Annotated in this window: 16 protein-coding genes and 2 pseudogenes; 6 read left to right on the plus strand and 12 right to left on the minus strand. The window is 61.5% G+C overall.

What is annotated here, in order from left to right; translation table 11 throughout:
* The 6 genes and pseudogenes from E2L05_RS17895 to E2L05_RS17920 form a co-directional block, all read left to right on the plus strand.
* Positions 1-357, plus strand: a pseudogene (locus tag E2L05_RS17895) (transposase); the annotation flags it as partial.
* Positions 344-2,677 (plus strand): relaxase/mobilization nuclease domain-containing protein, encoded by a 2,334-nt coding sequence (locus E2L05_RS17900; protein ID WP_133344169.1) that lies wholly within the window; start codon positions 344-346, stop codon positions 2,675-2,677. The pseudogene E2L05_RS17895 and the gene E2L05_RS17900, both read left to right, overlap by 14 nt.
* An 8-nt stretch (positions 2,678-2,685) precedes the next feature.
* Positions 2,686-4,686 carry a type IV secretory system conjugative DNA transfer family protein gene (locus tag E2L05_RS17905; protein WP_133344170.1) on the plus strand — a complete coding sequence of 667 codons (2,001 nt, stop codon included), beginning with the start codon at positions 2,686-2,688 and terminating at the stop codon, positions 4,684-4,686.
* A gap of 292 nt (positions 4,687-4,978) precedes the next feature.
* The gene (locus tag E2L05_RS17910) at positions 4,979-5,791 is read left to right on the plus strand and encodes a TIGR04255 family protein (RefSeq protein ID WP_133344171.1); all 813 of its coding nucleotides are present in this window, start codon (positions 4,979-4,981) and stop codon (positions 5,789-5,791) included.
* A gap of 1 nt (position 5,792) precedes the next feature.
* Positions 5,793-6,521 carry a hypothetical protein gene (locus E2L05_RS17915; protein WP_133344172.1) on the plus strand — a complete coding sequence of 243 codons (729 nt, stop codon included), beginning with the start codon at positions 5,793-5,795 and terminating at the stop codon, positions 6,519-6,521.
* A 12-nt stretch (positions 6,522-6,533) separates the two neighbouring features.
* On the plus strand, positions 6,534-7,391 hold the full coding sequence (locus E2L05_RS17920; protein ID WP_133344173.1) for a hypothetical protein: 858 nt from the start codon (positions 6,534-6,536) through the stop codon (positions 7,389-7,391).
* Between the two features lie 86 nt (positions 7,392-7,477).
* Here E2L05_RS17920 and E2L05_RS17925 read toward each other — a convergent pair whose 3' ends face one another.
* The 12 genes and pseudogenes from E2L05_RS17925 to E2L05_RS17975 form a co-directional block, all read right to left on the minus strand.
* Complete coding sequence (locus tag E2L05_RS17925) at positions 7,478-8,554, minus strand: type IV secretion system protein (protein ID WP_133344174.1); 1,077 nt, start codon at positions 8,552-8,554, stop codon at positions 7,478-7,480.
* A 12-nt stretch (positions 8,555-8,566) separates the two neighbouring features.
* Entirely contained in the window at positions 8,567-8,980 is a 414-nt protein-coding gene (locus E2L05_RS17930) for a hypothetical protein (RefSeq protein ID WP_133344175.1), read from the minus strand.
* Positions 8,977-9,171, minus strand: coding sequence for a hypothetical protein (locus E2L05_RS17935; protein ID WP_133344176.1), 195 nt, complete (start codon positions 9,169-9,171; stop codon positions 8,977-8,979). The genes E2L05_RS17930 and E2L05_RS17935 overlap by 4 nt, the downstream gene beginning before the upstream one ends.
* Positions 9,168-10,154 (minus strand): ATPase, T2SS/T4P/T4SS family, encoded by a 987-nt coding sequence (locus E2L05_RS17940; protein WP_133344177.1) that lies wholly within the window; start codon positions 10,152-10,154, stop codon positions 9,168-9,170. Before E2L05_RS17940 ends, E2L05_RS17935 begins: the two co-directional genes overlap by 4 nt.
* Positions 10,155-10,157: 3 nt before the next feature.
* Complete coding sequence (locus tag E2L05_RS17945) at positions 10,158-11,537, minus strand: TrbI/VirB10 family protein (protein WP_133344178.1); 1,380 nt, start codon at positions 11,535-11,537, stop codon at positions 10,158-10,160.
* Entirely contained in the window at positions 11,534-12,202 is a 669-nt protein-coding gene (locus E2L05_RS17950) for a TrbG/VirB9 family P-type conjugative transfer protein (protein WP_133344179.1), read from the minus strand. Before E2L05_RS17950 ends, E2L05_RS17945 begins: the two co-directional genes overlap by 4 nt.
* Positions 12,203-12,230: 28 nt before the next feature.
* Positions 12,231-12,887, minus strand: a complete 657-nt coding sequence (locus E2L05_RS17955) for a virB8 family protein (RefSeq protein WP_036783978.1) — start codon at positions 12,885-12,887, stop codon at positions 12,231-12,233.
* A 14-nt stretch (positions 12,888-12,901) separates the two neighbouring features.
* Positions 12,902-13,711, minus strand: coding sequence for a type IV secretion system protein (locus tag E2L05_RS17960; protein WP_133344180.1), 810 nt, complete (start codon positions 13,709-13,711; stop codon positions 12,902-12,904).
* On the minus strand, positions 13,711-14,865 hold the full coding sequence (locus E2L05_RS17965; protein ID WP_208016278.1) for a lytic transglycosylase domain-containing protein: 1,155 nt from the start codon (positions 14,863-14,865) through the stop codon (positions 13,711-13,713). The genes E2L05_RS17960 and E2L05_RS17965 overlap by 1 nt, the downstream gene beginning before the upstream one ends.
* Positions 14,855-15,022 carry a hypothetical protein gene (locus tag E2L05_RS20865; protein ID WP_009815545.1) on the minus strand — a complete coding sequence of 56 codons (168 nt, stop codon included), beginning with the start codon at positions 15,020-15,022 and terminating at the stop codon, positions 14,855-14,857. The genes E2L05_RS17965 and E2L05_RS20865 overlap by 11 nt, the downstream gene beginning before the upstream one ends.
* Positions 15,019-15,987, minus strand: a pseudogene (locus E2L05_RS17970) (VirB4 family type IV secretion system protein); the annotation flags it as partial. The pseudogene E2L05_RS17970 and the gene E2L05_RS20865, both read right to left, overlap by 4 nt.
* 66 nt (positions 15,988-16,053) lie before the next feature.
* On the minus strand, positions 16,054-16,460 hold a 407-nt coding region (locus tag E2L05_RS17975; protein ID WP_165971777.1), incomplete at its 5' end, for an ATP-binding protein.

Consider the following 16,460-nt stretch of genomic DNA (forward strand, 5'->3'; position numbering starts at 1 on the left):
GGGATCGAGAGCCGTGCCGCGGGGTTGCGGCGGCTCATTCAGGCGGCAGGCGGGGTGTTCGTTCCGGACGCGCAGATGGCAGCAGAGATGGCGCGCTATCGCGCTTCACTGCACGAGGTCGGCAATGGGGTCGCGCAAATCGCCAAGCAGATGACGCAGGCCAACCGGCGGGGGCAGGGGGCCGTGGGGGGCACGAGTGCCGAGTTTACCGAATTGCGCCTTGCGCAGATGCGCGGGCTGGCGAGGTTCATTCTGGATTCTGCAGACGAGATCGATCTGCTCCTGCGCCGCCGTCGCAACGCGATGCAGCTGCGGGCCACGGCCGCGCTGAGGGAGTTTGCCCATGCGGCTGAATGATGCCGTCCATGCCGTCACGGGCGAGGTCTTTCGGGATGGCTGGAGCCGCGTCCGGGGCTCGATGCAGGGGCTGCATGTCGCCAAGCAGACCCAGCTTACGCGCGCGGCAGCGGGGCATCGGCCAGCGGTCTTCAAGGCGATCCGGGGCGGGGGTACGCATACCAAATCACAGCTCGCAAACCAGCTCGATTACCTCACCACCAAGTCCACCCATATCGTGGACAGCAGTGGGTTTCTGGACGGCAAGGCGAAGCTCGAGGCCGGTGACATCAAGGACCTGACCGAGCGCTTTGCCAAACGGTGGGATGCGGGCTTCAAGCCCAAGCTCGGACAGACCACCCATATGCTCATGTCCTTCCCCATCGGCACGCGCGGCGAGGATGTGCGCGACATTGCGACGGACGTGGCCGAGCGGTTCTTCCAGACCGACGCGGGGCATTTCGACTACATCATCGCGGTGCATGAGGACCGCGATCACCCCCATGCGCATCTGGTGCTGAACCGCCGCTCACAAGAAGGCGAGTTCTTCTTTCTGGGGCGCAACCACCGCTTCAACTATGACGACTTCCGCCTCGCCATGGTCGAGGAGGCGGAGAAGTATGGCGTGCGGCTGGAGGCCACGCGCCGGGTGGATCGCGGGGTTGTGCATTACCCAGCCCGCACCAGCGAGGTCTACGCCGCGAAAGAAGAGGGGCGCGCACCCCGCGAGCGCGAACGCGTGGGGCAGGACCTGACCCGGACGCTGGCGGAGATCGCCAACACCAGGACCGTCTACCATTCGCTTGCCGCAGAGGCCTCCCGGGAGGCCCGGGAAGACATCGCCGCGGCACTCTTCCGCGCGGGCGAGGTGCTCGCGCATGGCGGACAGGTGGACCGAACAGGAGATGTGTATATGGCCGAGGATCAAAGCTTCGAGGATCTGAGAAGCCTCTATGCGGAAAAGCTCGCGCGGGTCCAGGGCATGATCGCCGAAAAATCTGACGCGGAACGTCCCGTGCTGGAAAAGCGCCTCATCGAGATCCAGACGCAGGTCCAGCACATGCAGCCCTTGGGGCTGCGATCATCCACGCTGTCAGAGACCCCCTCGGAGGGCGGGATCTATTCCGAAGCCAATATCGACGCCAGCCAGCGCGAGCGACTGGCGGAGCCCGACCTGAGATCGCGCATTGACGCGGCACTACGGGGCACCGGGATCAGCACATCGGAAGTGGTGGCCCGGATCGAGACGGGCGCCTCAAATGCAGCGCTCGAGCATCAATGGATCGCCAATGATCTCTCCAAAGTGGCCGAGGCGCGGAACCTGAACCTCGAGCGCCGCGCCGATCTGGAACAGGCGCGCGACATTCTCAACGATGTGCATGTCGCGCTTGGCACGCTTCTGGAACGGGAAAACGTGCTGCGCCGGGATGGTGTCATGGAAGCGGAACCGGTCAGCGAGCAGTTCCATTATCATGAGGGCGCAGTCCGGGCGATGGAAGGGACAATCCGTCAGGAAATGCGCGCAGACGGCCTCACCGCGCAGCAGATCGAGGATCGGGACTGGGAGGTTGTCTCACGGGCGGAGCGCCGGATCGAGACGGAGCAACGCGCGTATCTCGAAGCACACCCAGACCTGCTCGCTCGCCCAGGCGATGTGATCGACCGGTCTGAACCCTACAGGGAGATCATCACCGATGCGGCCCGCGCCAGCGAGATCACCCGCGAGGTCGACCGGATCATGGAGGGACGCGACCTCCGCACGCCTGTTGCAGATGCTGTCACGGATGACTTGCGCGCGCGCTATCCGGACATGCCGTCCCACCTCGCCCGCGGGCTTGGCGCGACCTATGCGGCCGTCGTCGAGATACGCGACACGGAGGTCATCAATCAGGTCCGCCGCGAAAACGAGATGCGCGACGGGCTCGGGTCTGGCACGCGCGACGCACTCCTCGCAGCCCGCGGTGAAGCTGCGCCGCAGTCTGACCGTGCCGACCGCCTTGCAGACGAGATTGCGCATGTCCTGGACCATGAACGGGCGGGGGAGTTGTCCGCGCCCTTCGAGACCGAGGCGGAGCGGGACGCCTTCCGCGACGAGATCGCGCGGGTGCTGGACGACCGCCAATTGGACCGGCTCACATCCGGCGATGCCGATGCGCTGGAGAAGGTTCTCGAGGACCGCCTCGACCGGCTCTATGTCGCCAAGGTCTATCTGCAATCCGATGCCGCGACGGCCAACACGGAGGCCTTGCGCCAGGTGGTCGATGATCTTGCCGACACCGAATACGAAAAACACCGCGCGACAGACGTGGATGGCGAGACCGAGCGGGGCCAGGTCCATTGAGCGCCGCCATGGGAAAAGCGCGGATCGCAACAGGGGTCTTGCTGGTGACGCTGGTGACCGGGGCCATGGGCTATACCATCGCCTCGGCGGTGCTGACCTACCAGGATCTCGGGTTCGGGGCCGAGATCGACTTTGCCTATATCGCGCAAAACTATCTGGCGATCCTGGATCGCCGCCCGGAGGACGCGCAACTTGTTCACCTGATCATCGGCAGCTTCGCCGCCGCCGGGCTGATGCTGAGCCTCGCCCTGTCGGGGGCCGCCCTCACACGCTTTGGCCAGACCCATTGGCAGACCGCGCGCGAGATGAAGGCCAACGGCTTCTTCGGGGCGCCCGGGACCGGGTTCATCCTCGGCAAGCTGGGGCCGCCGGGCTCCCGCGCCAATTACATCTGCTCCAAGGTTTTCCCCCATGCGCTGATCGTGGCGCCCACGGGCCGTGGCAAGACCACGGGCTTTGTCATTCCGAACCTGCTGACCTGGCAGGGATCGGTCGTGACGCTCGATGTGAAGGGCGAGTGCTTTGAGGCCACGGCCCGGCATCGCGCAGCCCAAGGCGACAAGGTCTATCGCTTTGCCCCCACCGATTGGGAGGGCAAGCGCACGCATCGTTACAACCCGCTCCTGCGCATCTTTGAGCTGAAAGATCCCGCGCGCCAGCAGATGGAACTGCAGCTCCTGGCGACGCTTTTTCTGCAAAGCGACAATGACCGGGTCCAGGGGCTGCTCAAGGGCGGGATCGATCTCTTCGTGGCGGCAGGCCTGCTGGCCTTCCAGCGCAAGCGCCCCACCTTGGGCGAGATCTACCGCATCGCCGCCTCGGGCGGGAACAAGCAGAAGGAGTATTTCGCGCGGGGCCATGAGGTGGACAACAGGGCGGCCAAGCTGATCTTCACGCGGCTGGCCTCGACCAACAATGACACCCTGACCTCTTACGTCTCGCTCCTGATGACATCGGGGCTCGACCAATGGCAGAACCCGGCCATCGACGAGGCGACGGCGGTGTCGGATTTTGATTTCCGGACGATCCGCAAAAAGCCCTTTTCGGTCTATCTCGTCGTCCAGCCTCTCATGGTGAAGCCTCTGGCGCCCCTCATCCGGCTCTTCTTTTCCGATCTTCTCTCGGCCATGCAGGAAAAGGATCCCGGCCCCGACGAGCCCTGGCCCGTGATGATCATGCTCGACGAGTTCAATCGCCTCGGCAAGATGCCCATCGTGGTCGAGAGCATCGAGACCCTGCGCACCTATCGCGGGCATTTGGCCGTGGTCACGCAAACCATCCCCGCCCTCGATGAAATCTACGGCGAGAACACTCGTCGCGCCCTGCAAGGCAACGCGGGCGTGAAACTCTATCTCACGCCCTCGGATGAAAAAACCGTCGAAGAGCTCAGCAAGGCTGTCGGCAAGACCACGAAAACCGTCATCACGCGATCCCAGTCCATCGGCAAGAACCCCTTTGAAGGGCGCAGCCAATCCACACGGACCGAAGAAAGTTCGCTGTTGCCCGAAGATGAAGCGCGCCGCCTGCCGCTCGATGAAATCGTCATGGTCATCGATGCCCAGATGCCGGTCCGGGCAAAGCGGATCCAGTATTTTGACGACCGGCTGTTCAAGGCGATCCATGCGGCACAGACGGGAGAGTTGCCGTTTCCGGAGCCGGGGGGAGGTGGGTCGCAGGGCAATCTGCCGCTGAGTGTGCGCGCCATGCCGATGACACCGCCTGCGAGCGTACCAGGTGGGTCTGACGCCGTAGTGGAAAACTCAGCTCAGGCTTCTGGGGGTCAACTGTCAGGACAAACTGACGGCGTTCCAAAGAAAACCGCGCCCGTCGTTCAAGCCGTTATCGCCGAGGAACAGCGACAGATGGAGATGGATTTTGGAAGCAAGGTCGTGGATGCTGACGCTGCGAGCGTCGTTGATGAGGCGCAGATGCGCTCCGCTGTCGATGGCTTGGACGAAATGGAAGCGATGCTGCGAGAGGAGGATGGTGAAAGGCTGGTTGCGCGATAGGGTGGCGGACATCGCCTGTGTGTCGGGGAGGACGGAGAGCTGCCGTTCGCTGCGAAGCGCACGAATGGCTGCTGCGTCGTGTGCCAACCCCAAGCCACAGTATGGGCCGAGCCAACGCATCCGTTCGGCTGCATTGTGTCTGTTACTTCGGTTTGATGTTGCGGGCTGACCCACCTCACAATTGAGTAGCGTGCCAGCCGTTAAACCAATCTTTACCTCCTGAAGGCTAGAAATTCTTGCTTCACACTCTACTTCATATGCTATAGTCCGTTCAAAAAAGAGGGCGAACAACATGGCAGATCGTTGCGACGACCCCCTCTTCGGGGAGGTTCCTGATCGTGTGCTCCTGAGCAACGCGCCCCTGGTGCGTGTGCTCGGGCAAGTGAAATTTCCTCGGATCTCTAAGATCGCAGAAGAAAGCTACATCGCAGATTTCCAAGAGGCTATCCGTGACGAGTACCCACATTTTCAGAGCGACACGATCCAAGGCGTGGACATCGTTATCGACGGCAACGAGGTGAAGCACCGGCAAGTCACCACTGTTGTCTGGCGGTTCTTCGATGCACGCAGGGTGCTGCGTGTGTCTTTGGGGCCGGATGCGATCACTTTGGAAACGGCGAGCTATGTGTCCCGAGATGACTTCCTGTCTCGGTTCGAGTTCATTCTTGGGAAGCTCGTTGAGACTATTCGCCCTAAGCTGGTGCAGCGTGTAGGGTTTAGATACGTTGATCGTCTGCAGGACCCTGACGACCTTGAAGTCATGTCGGATTTAATTCATCAAGAATTATTGAATGTCCTGCAATCAGGATTGGTCGAACACATCGACTTTTCCATGACCGAGATCACAGGCTCGACCAAAGAAGGTAAGATCATCGCTCGGTATGGCCTCGCGCCTCCCAAGTTCAGCCACGACGTCGAAATGGCACCGCCGGTTGATGTGAAAAGCTGGGTTCTCGACGTGGATTCCTACAGCACAAATTGTGAGGGGCAGATCTTTGATACCCAAATGCTGTGTGCCGAACTCGACAAGGTAGCTGCGCGCGCCTATGCTTTCTTCCGGTGGAGTGTGACCGAAAAATTCTTGGAACGTTTTGGGGTCAAGTGACATGCTGATTGAACAACTTTCCGCAGGCGCGGCATCCGCCGCGATCCTTTTCGCTCCCGCTGTGAATGGGGCAACTCGATTTGATGTGATGGATCAAACCGCACCCGAAGTGGCTGCACCGTTCTCGCATGGGCAGAGTTTCAAAGTGTTCGAGCGAGACATTCAAGCGTTCGCCATGCGCCAAGAATACCTTGAAGGCAGCACTGCACTGAACATTCCGGTGTCTTTCTCCTTCGAGGACAATAATCGGACCGCGAACACAGCACCTGCCGAATTGGTCCACGAGCTTCGGCGGATTTCTGGACTAACATGGGCTCAGATTGCAGAGGTTTTCGAGGTGTCCGCGCGCGCTCCATATCATTGGGCGTCTGGAAAGGCTGTGTCCGCTGAAAACCATGAGCGCTTGGGGCAAGTCGTGACCGCTCTCAGGTTCATCGACAGAGGGTCAGCCGAAGAGAACCGCAATCTGCTTCTGGGCAATGCGCAACCGGGGCAAACCTTCTTGGATTTGCTGTCTGGCGGTGAGTATGAACTTGTCCGTGCAATTGCAGGCAAAGGTCTGGGCCGCCCGACCTTCGGACCTGCGTTGACCCAAGACGCCGAAAGGTTCAACGTGCCAAGACACTGGGGCGATAGCATCGAAGCATCGAGCGGAATGGACGAAACAGAAATCTTGCCGCTCAGTCAACCGAAGCTGCGGCGCGCAAAAGCACGTCGAAACAAGGCATAAAGGAAGTGCCGGTTGACCGAGAAAACACCGGAGAGCGACGAAGTTTTTCTGGCTCGCCTTGCTGAATGGCAGCAAGGCGATTTCTCCCTTGATTGTGGCGACTTTCTGTTTCGCGACGTCTCAGAGCTGACAGATGAAGGCGAAGACGACGGAGGCGCAGTATTCGACTCCGAGACAGTCGGATTTGCTGTGATATCTCAGACTTGCGACGTAGCTCGGGAGTCTGAGCGCGTCCCGTATGTCTCTGTTTGCCCAATGGTGGTTGTCGACGCGAAACGTATTGGGGAGATTGAACGAGGCCAAGCACCTCGTTTCGGCTTTCTGTCCGCAACACCAGACAATGTAGTTGTCGATTTCTCTCGCACAATGAGCGTGTCAAAAAAGCTCCTTGTCTCTTGGGAGCGGCAACGCGGGTGCGAAGACGAGAGGCAGCAGCTCGAATTTGCTAGAGCACTTGAAACCTTCTTTGGCCGATTTGCTTTTCCAGATGCTTTCGTGGCATCGGTGGCGTCTTTGCGCAAAGCAATCCTTTCGAAGTACCCGAAAGGCGAATCTGACCTCGGCAAAGCCGTTCGTTCTATTCGTGAGATCCGCGCATATCCTCACGCGAGTTGGTCAGATATGGCGGCAGTTCCAATCACCTTTATCGCGATACTTGAGGATGAAGGAAAACGTGAATTGGCAGATCGCGAAGAGATCAGGAAGCAAATTTGGCCAAAGATCAGCGCTATTGATTGGCAAGGGCCATTCTCTCTGCGCGAAGGCGGTCTCCACATGGCCACGTTGGGTGATTTGACGGCTGCCGACTATCTGAACTCCTACCCTCTCGACGTAAACTCGCTGTCGTTCGCGCGACGGTACATCGCCTAGATCATCGTTTCGAGGTAGGCGACGCAACCCCGCTCCTTTTTTTGGAAAGCTGCCGTTCGCAGCGCCTGAACTACCGCTTTGGGCCGTCACCGTCGCCCAAGCCGTCCCAGTCTCGCCAGCTGCGCCAGCATTTTTGATCCCGAGTCTGCGGATCCTGTGCCGCCTCCGGAACCCGTCTGTCCCATGCCTTGCCGCACTGGCATTTGCTGCACGCCAAAGAACTGCCGCGCCCTGAGGGCTGCGTATTCTGCGCCACTGGCCCCGCCGATGAGGTAGCGATTGTAGGCCTGCTGGCTGCCCATGGCGGCGCGGGCGAAATTGTATCCGCCGCCGAGGCCACCGGAGAGGGCGGGCATCATGATGTTGCCGGAAATCGCGCGAACGATGAAGGGTGTAGCGATTATGAACCCTTTGGCCATGAGCACCATCATAAAGAAGGGTATGAGCGCGCCGATGTTGGAAGCCCCTTCGGGATCGCCTAGTTCACCGATGAGCGCGGAGGAAACGCCTGTGATCGTTGCGAACACGCCTGCAACGACGATGGGGTATAGCGCAAAGGAAATCAGCGCGGACAGCCAGCGCGTAAAATAATCCTTGGTGACCTCGAAGAGGGTCAGGAAAATCATCACCGGGGCGATCCCGATCAGAAGCGCGATCATCAGTCGGGAGGCCACGAGGATGAAGGCGGCCAGCCCGCCGAGGATCGAGAGCAGAAGCACACCGACGATGTCGAGCATGGCGCCAGCCATCCAGTTCAGCTCGGACCCGGCAGCGTTCAGATAGTCGCCCAGCTCTGCGATCAGCCGGTCGAATTCTTCAGCGAAAGTTCCAGAGGGCCCCGGACTGCCGCCGCCGACCGAGGCCACCAGCGCGCCCGCGATACTGTCGATCCCATAGAGAATGGCAGACGAGAAGGCGTTGAACTGCATCCAATTGGTCGCGAAAATCCCGATGAGCCCGATCTTGACCGCGAGCCAGAAGGCTGTGTGCCCATCCATGGCCCGATATTGATAGATCATGTTGATGCCGACGAGGATCACCACCAGCGTTGTCCCCAAAACCAGGAGCGTGCCGACCGTTGCCGCAACCGCACCAAACTGGGTCTCAGCGGCGGTGTCGAGATAGGCTTGGGAGGTTTCAACGAAGTAGGTGACGACACTCATCGCGGGGCTGCCTTACCAATTACCTGCGGCGTCGCAGATGGCCTTGGCGGCAGTTCGGGCGGCGTTGGCGCGGCGGTTGTAGGCGTCCGAGGCCTGCAACATTTCCCAGCGTTCGTCACTGGCGTGGCGCTCACGAAACGCCCCCTCGGCATCATCCCAGGACGGGAACCGGATCTCGCAAGCGCAGCTGCCAGTCTCTACGATGCGTTCAAGATTTTGGGCTCGGTAGATGTCTTGAACCAGCACGCGCTGATAGGCTTGGCGCAGGGGGATCTCCTGCATCCACACGGGTTCAGCGGGCCGTTCTGGACAGACGTCGAAACTGCGCTCGAGGGTCGGCACGAGATTGCGCTCAGCGAAGCCGGGTGCCGACGTCAGGCCCAGGACCAGCGCAATCAGTGCGAGGGTACAGCCCGCCTGCCTCATGCCGTAGCTCCGGCGAGTGTGGTCTCACGCTTCAGGAAGACCGTGTGTCCCACATTGGCGAATTCCGAGGAGCTGATCGACACCACCTCCCAGCCTTTCGCACCTTTGGCATTCAGGCTGGCCTGCATGTCGGCAAGGCTGGTCTTACGAGTCATGGGAAAGGACAGGATATCGTATTCAAATGTCTTCATGGAGAAGTTCCAATCTCGGTTGCGCCGGGTAGGTAGAATTCGGTGATGCCGCGCCTGCCGTCGTGGCGACCGGCCTGGATGATCACATCGATGGAGTTCTCGATGTACTGGATCATGTCGGCATAGGTCATCGGGATCTCGGTCTTAAGTGCCGCGATCGCGAGGCGCTGCACGGCAAGCTGTGGGGTTTCGGCATGCAGTGTGGTCATGGACCCGCCATGGCCGGTGTTGATGGCTTCCAAAAAGGTCATGGCCTCCTTGCCGCGCACCTCGCCCAGGATGATCCGGTCGGGGCGCATGCGCAGCGTGGCGGTGAGAAGCACATCGGCGGTCTGGAATTCTGCGTCGCGATTGGCGATGAGGGTCACGGCATTTGGCTGGGTCGGCAGAAGCTCGGCCGCTTCCTCTATGGTGACGATGCGTTCTTCGGCCGGTACGTGAGAGAGGATCTTGCGCGCGGCTACGGTTTTGCCGGTGGAGGTGCCGCCCGAGACAATCATGTTGAGTTTGTTCTCGACGCAGAAGGCAAGCGCATCATCGATCAATCCGGCAGCCACGACCGCGCGCAAGGCGCGCTTCTTTTCCACGCGGAGGTCTTCGAGCTTGCGCTCTTTGCCATAGAGAAAGTCGAGCGCGATACCCTCGAGCGGCAGGCTTGAGAAGAACCGCAGGCTGATCGACATGGCCGAGAGCACGGCGGGCGGGGTGATGACCTGTGCGCGGATCGGGCGCCCCTTGTAGGTGATCGAAACCGAGACGATGGGGCGGTCCTTGCTCATGGTGGTATTGGCCGATGAGGCGATCTGGTTGCCGAGATCCCTGACCTGAACGCCGGTCAGCCTCTGGTCCAGCGGGCGCATGAAATGGTCGCCCTGGAATTCGCCCCAACAGGTTCCGTCGGGATTGATGCAGATCTCGATGACATCGTCGCGGGCGGCGGCGTCGATCCGGTCGAGCGATGTCTCGAGATAGCTGAGCGACATTGGCTAAAAGATCTCCAAGTCGCGGTCGACCATGACGGTGACGCGGGCGCCCTGGTCGACATAGATGACGGGGCCGATGGAGAGATAGTCGCCGATGACGCTGTCCGTGGCATCTGCCAGATCATCGCCCACGTCTTCGAGAACGTCGGCGGCAGTCTCATCCTGAACCTCGGAGGCGGCGGCACTGGGCGCAGCCGAAATCAGCGAGATCAGGGCGGCCGACCCGAAACGCTCGGCGAAGCGTGTGTCTATGAGGCCGGTGACGCCAGAACGGCCCAGTTCATCACCTCCGAAGGAGCTGATCTGGACGGTTTGGCCCGCGGGCAGGATGATCCGGTCCCAGGCGATCGTGACGCGGCGCTGCGCGATATCGACGCCAGCGCGGTAGCGCCCGACGAGACGGGATCCGCGGGGGATCAATAGGCGCGCGCCATCGACGCTGTAGACATCCTCGGACACCACGGCACGGGTCTGGCCGGGCAGTGAGCTGTCGAGGGCGGTTTCCATGACGGCCTGGATCATGGTGCCCTGTAGAATCGTGTTGGAAGGATTGGCGATCACCTCGGCCTGCGTCACGGTGGAGGGCAACGCACCGTTCAGCACGAAATCCGTCACCTCGCCGAAGGTGCGTTCGGTCAGAGCCGTTTCATTCGCTCCGGACGTGCCGCCAAACGCGATGGTGGGCGAGGCGATGCGCCGCTCCTGGAAGGCGCGTTCCTCCGCGGCGCGGCGCTCCAGCTCGGCCATGCGCCGTGCTTCTTCCTCGCGGCGCAGTCGCTCTTGCTCGCGTGCGCGCAGCTCATCTTCCGTGGGGCCCGCTGGCGCGGCTTGCGGTCGGCTGGCCTCGAGTTGGGCCAGTTCCAGATCCATGCGTAATTGCTCAAGGCTGCGATCCCGCGCCGTCAGTTCGTCCTGGAATCGTTGCTGTGCGGCTTCCGAGGCGGCTTGTAGCGCCGCAATCTGAGCGGTCAGCGCGTCGATCGCCTCTGCGGCGGCGGTGTCTTCCTCGACGACCGGTTCGGGGGCGTTGCGCAATTCCTCGATCTGAGCCTGCAGCGCGGTGATCTGCGCCAGAAGCTCCGCGTTGGGCTCGACTGGATCCGGTCCGACAAACACAACCTCGGGCTCGGGCGGGGGCAAGGTCTCGATGGCGCCAAAGCCGTCCCCCTCGTTTTGGAAGACATCCGGGGTGGCCGTCGGCAAGGCTTCCTCTTCGTCGGGCTGTGAGAGAAGATAAAGCATGGCACCACCCGCGCCGATGACGAGGACCACGATCAGCGCGAGAAGGGGCGACCGGCGCTGCGCCGCCGTGGGGGCGCGGGCACTGCCTTTCTCAAGGGCGGCGAGGCGCCTTTCCAGCTCGGTGTTCTCGGTATCGCTCATGAGGCGGCCTCTGCGGGCGGGATCGCCTCGATGCAGACCACCTCTTCGCCAAGTCGCAGGACCCATTGGCGGTTTACGCCGCTGACGCGGATTACACCGTCCTCAGGGGTTTGCGTGTTGACCGTGCGTTCACGGCCGCCCGCGTAGCGGAAGATCGCGGGCACAGGTGCGTTTCTTGGAAAGGCGAAATACGTGAACGTCCCGTCATCCCAGATGCGGGTTGGCGTGAACTCGGTCCGCGCGCTGGCACCGTAATTGTAGTTTGGTGCTTGGGCGGCGATGGCCCGGGTCGGGCGCGCATCGTCCTCCGGATAGCGGAACTGCACCACGTAGAAGGTCGGGCTGCGGACCTCCTGGACGTTGAAGTAGTAGCTCCGGCGGTTCGTATAGACTGTCACATTGGTATGCACCCCGCGCGCCACAGGCTTGATCGCGAAGGCCTGACCGCCCGGGACGCCGTCGATCTCGAAGCCCTCGGTGTCGCCCGCGATGATCGAGCGGATGCTTTCGCCCTCGCCGAACTCGATGGTGGTCACATGGGTGAGCGACACGCTGAGACGGTAGACCTGACCCTCCTGGTAGGTGGCCAAGCGCACGCGGCTGTCATTTGGGCCACCGCGCGGGATGGCTTCGGCAAAGGCAAGGCTGGGCAGCAAGACAAACATGGCAGCAACAAAGACCCTATTGATCAAACTAATTCTCCAATCTGTCGGAGCGGATGGAATATTCGAGCACGGTGAAGCCGAAGGGGTTGGTCCAGACCTCGTCGATGGACCGGCGGGTTTCGGGGCGGAACTCGAAGAGAAGCGTGGCGGTGAAGAGCCCGGTCTGGGTGCCGTTGATGGAGGTCAGCCGCTTGCGCAAGCGCACAGTGGCGCGGTTGGATCCGATCCGGTTGATGCTGAGGATTTCCACGTCGAGCCTGGCGTTGGGGCCATAGACTGTCGGCGGGTAATTCTCGTTGGCGCTGTTCCAGATCTGGCGCAACCCGCTCTCGGCGGCCCCGTCCGAGCGGCGCAGAACGCTGCGGATGCGCAGATCGTTGTCGAGCTGGTTATAGACCTCCCGGTCGGTCACATAGCGGAAGACCTCCGCCTCGATGATCGCTTGGTTGGCGGTCACCGAGGAAGCGCCCACCGAGGCCTCGGGGAGTGCAAAGCCGGTGGCGGGATCATAGGGAACAACGACGGGGGGCGGGTCGACATCGAGGATCGAGACAGCCGCGGCACTCAGACAGCCGATGATACCGAAGACAAGGCCCATCAGGCCAAGGCGTTGCCAGAGCCGTTCGCGGCGTAAGGCACCATAGACCAGTTCTTCCTCGATGATTTCTTGTTCAGTCGCCACCATTCATGCCCCCACGATCAGTCTGCCCGGAGGTCCGGTAGCGTGAAATCCATGAAGCGCTGCTCTTCGGCGATGGTGGCGGCATCGATCACGCCGCCGGTGCCATCGCCCACCGTTTGAATCGCTTCCAGCTGCCACATCGCCACGAGGGCGATGGCCAATTCAGCTGTCACGCGCGTGTTGAGATCGACGCTTTGCTTGAGCTCTTCCATGTCGTCAATGAGCCCGACAAGGCGGTCGACCCGCTCGAGCGATTGGCCGGCATCCTCATAGCTGTTCTGGGCGGCGGCTGAGACGAGTGCGCCGGTCGTGGCTTGTGTTGCCACGCGGTTGGCCCCGGGATTGCCGCTCGTGGCCATTTCCGAGAGGGTGTCATCGTCAAATCCGAGATCGGCCAGCACCCGATCCATCTGGGTTTCGATTTCGCCTGCGCCGGAGCCCGAGAGGCCCGAGAAATCCCCAGTCTTGATCGCCTCAATCGTGGCGAGGATGTCCCCGAACTCTTGGTCGAGCAGACCGTTCAACTCGTCTTCCATTTCCGTCCGGATGATTTCGGGAAGCTCGGCAAGTCGGGTGAGCGCTTCATAGGTTCTTTGCAGCTCCGCGAGTTGATCCGTGAGAAGGCCGAGCTGTTCGCGGAGCTGCGTCAGCTGCTCGTTTTGCAGGATCTCGTCTTCGATCATCTGCCGCAGCTGCTGGATGTTTTGCGCGATGTTCTGGGTGTCGACGACAGGCACGCCTTGCGCGAGGGCAGGGGATAGAGCGCCAAGATGCAGACCGATCCCAAGTGTCGTGGCCAAGGCCGTCCTCACGAGCAAATGTCCCATCATTCAATCTCCCTGATCGTAAAATCCATGAATGCGCCTTCGGCCATGCGGGCGCTGGCCTGGGCCAGCTCTTCGGCGGAGAGTACGCGGGTGCGGGCGGCCTGAAGCCGGATGCGGGCAGCCACGAGACGCACGAGTTCGGCGCGGGCATAAGTGTTGAGCGCAACGCTCTCCTGCACATCCTCGGTCTCGGAAATCCGTTCGACGATATCCGCAATACGCAGGGCGGCTTGCCTGATCGCGGCGGGTGAGTTGTTGCCATAGAAGGCCGCGCCGTGCCCAGTGAGCGAGAGGTTGGCATTGGCGAGAAGCGCCGGATCGATCGTGCCAAGTGCGTCGATCCCGCCGATACGGCTCAGATAGAGATTGTAGCGCTCCGGGATAACCTGGACGTAATGCTGGGTTTCGGCAAAGGGCGGGACACCGCCGTATTCAAAGACCCGGCCAGGTCCGGCATTATAGGCCGCGAGAGCATTGATGATATTGCCGTCGAAGGTATTGAGTTGGGTGGCGAGATAGCGCGCGCCGCCATGCACCTGCAGGTAGGGGCTGTCGTAGTATTCCGGGTTGATGCCGAGATCGCTGGCCGTACCGGGCATAATCTGAGTGAGGCCAAAGGCGCCGACCGGCGAGCGTGCGCCAATGGTGAAGCGGCTTTCCTGCCAGATGAGAGCCTGCAGCAGGGCCCGCCATTGGACCGGAGAAAGGCCCGCGCGGCCCACGCCCGCAAACCCGCTGGTCTCCTGGGCCACGCGAATGATGAGTTGCTCGATGTTTTCCGCCGCATCGCCGAACATCTGCGCGCCGCCAGGGTTGGGATCGATTTCGGCAGTGCCATAGACCGCTGCCACCGAGCGGTCGGGATCGCCGCTGCCGCCTTCCAGCCCCGAGACCATAGCCGGCAAGCCTTGACCGCCGAAGCTGGTCTGGGCATCGAGGATGCGTCGGAGGGTTTCCAGCTGCTCCCGTTCGATCTCGGCGATGAGTTCGCGCACTGCAAGCTTGTCGGCCTGAACAGCTAAGTCTGCCTCGCGATCGCCGGTCTCGACGATGTCGCGCGCGGTCAGCCCACTGTCATTGGTCGGCACGCCTTGAGACAAGGCGAGACCAGGCAGCAGGCAAAACGCGAGGATATGAGGCAGGCTAGACTTCAACGTCGCCCTCCGGCGCGCCGAGCGGTGCGAAGTGGCAATCCTGGGCTGTCGCTGCCGTCGAGGCGAGAAAGGAAAAGCAGTTGGCCTGCGGCTCCCGATACTGGGTGCAGGAGGCCAGCGCGCCGAGCGCAGCCAAAGCGATAAGAATACGGATCATGAAAGCCTCCAAAAATCTGGGCGGTCGCGGTAATCGGCGCCGACAAGCGCTTCTCCCTTTTCCATGCCGCCAAGGATCGTGAGATTGGGCCCAAGGGCGCTCAGATCGGCATCGACGACGATTGAGCCCTGATCGTCGCGGATCAGTGCGAGGCGGCTGTTGCTGCCCGTGTTGAGAAGGACGTCGAGCTCCTTCTCCGTGAGGTTCAGCATGGCGTAGTCCGCAGGCTGCGCGCGGATATTGGGCAGCAGGATCTGCGTCGGAACGGCTTCGACGATGGTCTTGCCGGTCCGGGTGCGCTCGAGCTGGCTTGCGTATTGCGTCATCATCACGGCAACCGTGTTCTGCTTGCGCGCTGTCACCAGCCAGTTCGACAGCCGCTCGGCGAAATATGCGTTGTCGAGCGCCTTCCAGGCCTCGTCGATCACGATGATGGTGGGGCGGCGGTCCTCGATCTCGCGCTCGACCCGGCGGAAAAGATAGGACAGGACCGCCATCCGTTCCTTGTCGGCCTCGCTGTCGAGAATGCCGGTCAGATCGAAGCCCACGACATCGCCCTTGAGTGAAAAAGTGTCCTCAAGGCTCTGCCCGAAGATCCAGCCGTAGCGGCCGTCCTCAGACCACTCGAGCAGGCGCTGGTGCAGATCGCCGCCATCATCGGTGGACACAAAAAGCGATGCGAAATCCCGCCAGTTCCGCAGGGCCGGATTGGTGGCTTGGGCATTCTGGCGCACGACCTCCTGGATGCGGTTGGTCTGCGCCGGGGTCAGGGGCTTGTCGGCGCGGTAGAGCAGCGTTGTGAGCCAGTCCGAGAGCCAGGCGGTGCCGCGCGCATCGGTCTCGGTCCAGAGCGGATTGAGACCCGTGGGCTGGCCGGCGTTCAGGGACGCGTAGCGCCCGCCATTGGCGCGGACCGCCATCTCCATACCAAGACGGTAATCGAAGACGAAGATCCGCGCTGTTGATTTCCGCTGAGAAGTGACCCGGTATTTTCACCGAGAATTGACCCACCCTTGTTTATTCCTCGGCGGTTATGTTGTGGTCAATGCTGGTGTGTCCTTTCTTGTTTTCTTGGCGGCTTCGGAGCTGGCTTTGAAGCGGTAGCTGTCGTTGCCGGTTTCCAGGATGTGGCATCGGTGTGTGAGCCGGTCCAAGAGCGCGGTTGTCATCTTTGCATCCCCGAAGACCTGCGCCCATTCTGAGAAGCTGAGGTTTGTGGTGATGATCACGCTGGTGCGCTCGTAGAGTTTGCTCAGGAGGTGGAACAAGAGCGCGCCGCCTGATGAGCTGAACGGCAGGTATCCCAGTTCGTCGAGGATGACCAAGTCGACCTTGGTGAGCATCTCGGCCATTTTCCCGGCCTTCCCGAGCGCCTTTTCCTGTTCCAGCGCGTTGACGAGTTCCACCGTCGAGTAGAAGCGCACCTTGCATCTGTGAT

This window comes from Meridianimarinicoccus aquatilis (assembly GCF_004358675.1).
In the GTDB taxonomy this organism is placed as follows: domain Bacteria; phylum Pseudomonadota; class Alphaproteobacteria; order Rhodobacterales; family Rhodobacteraceae; genus Meridianimarinicoccus; species Meridianimarinicoccus aquatilis.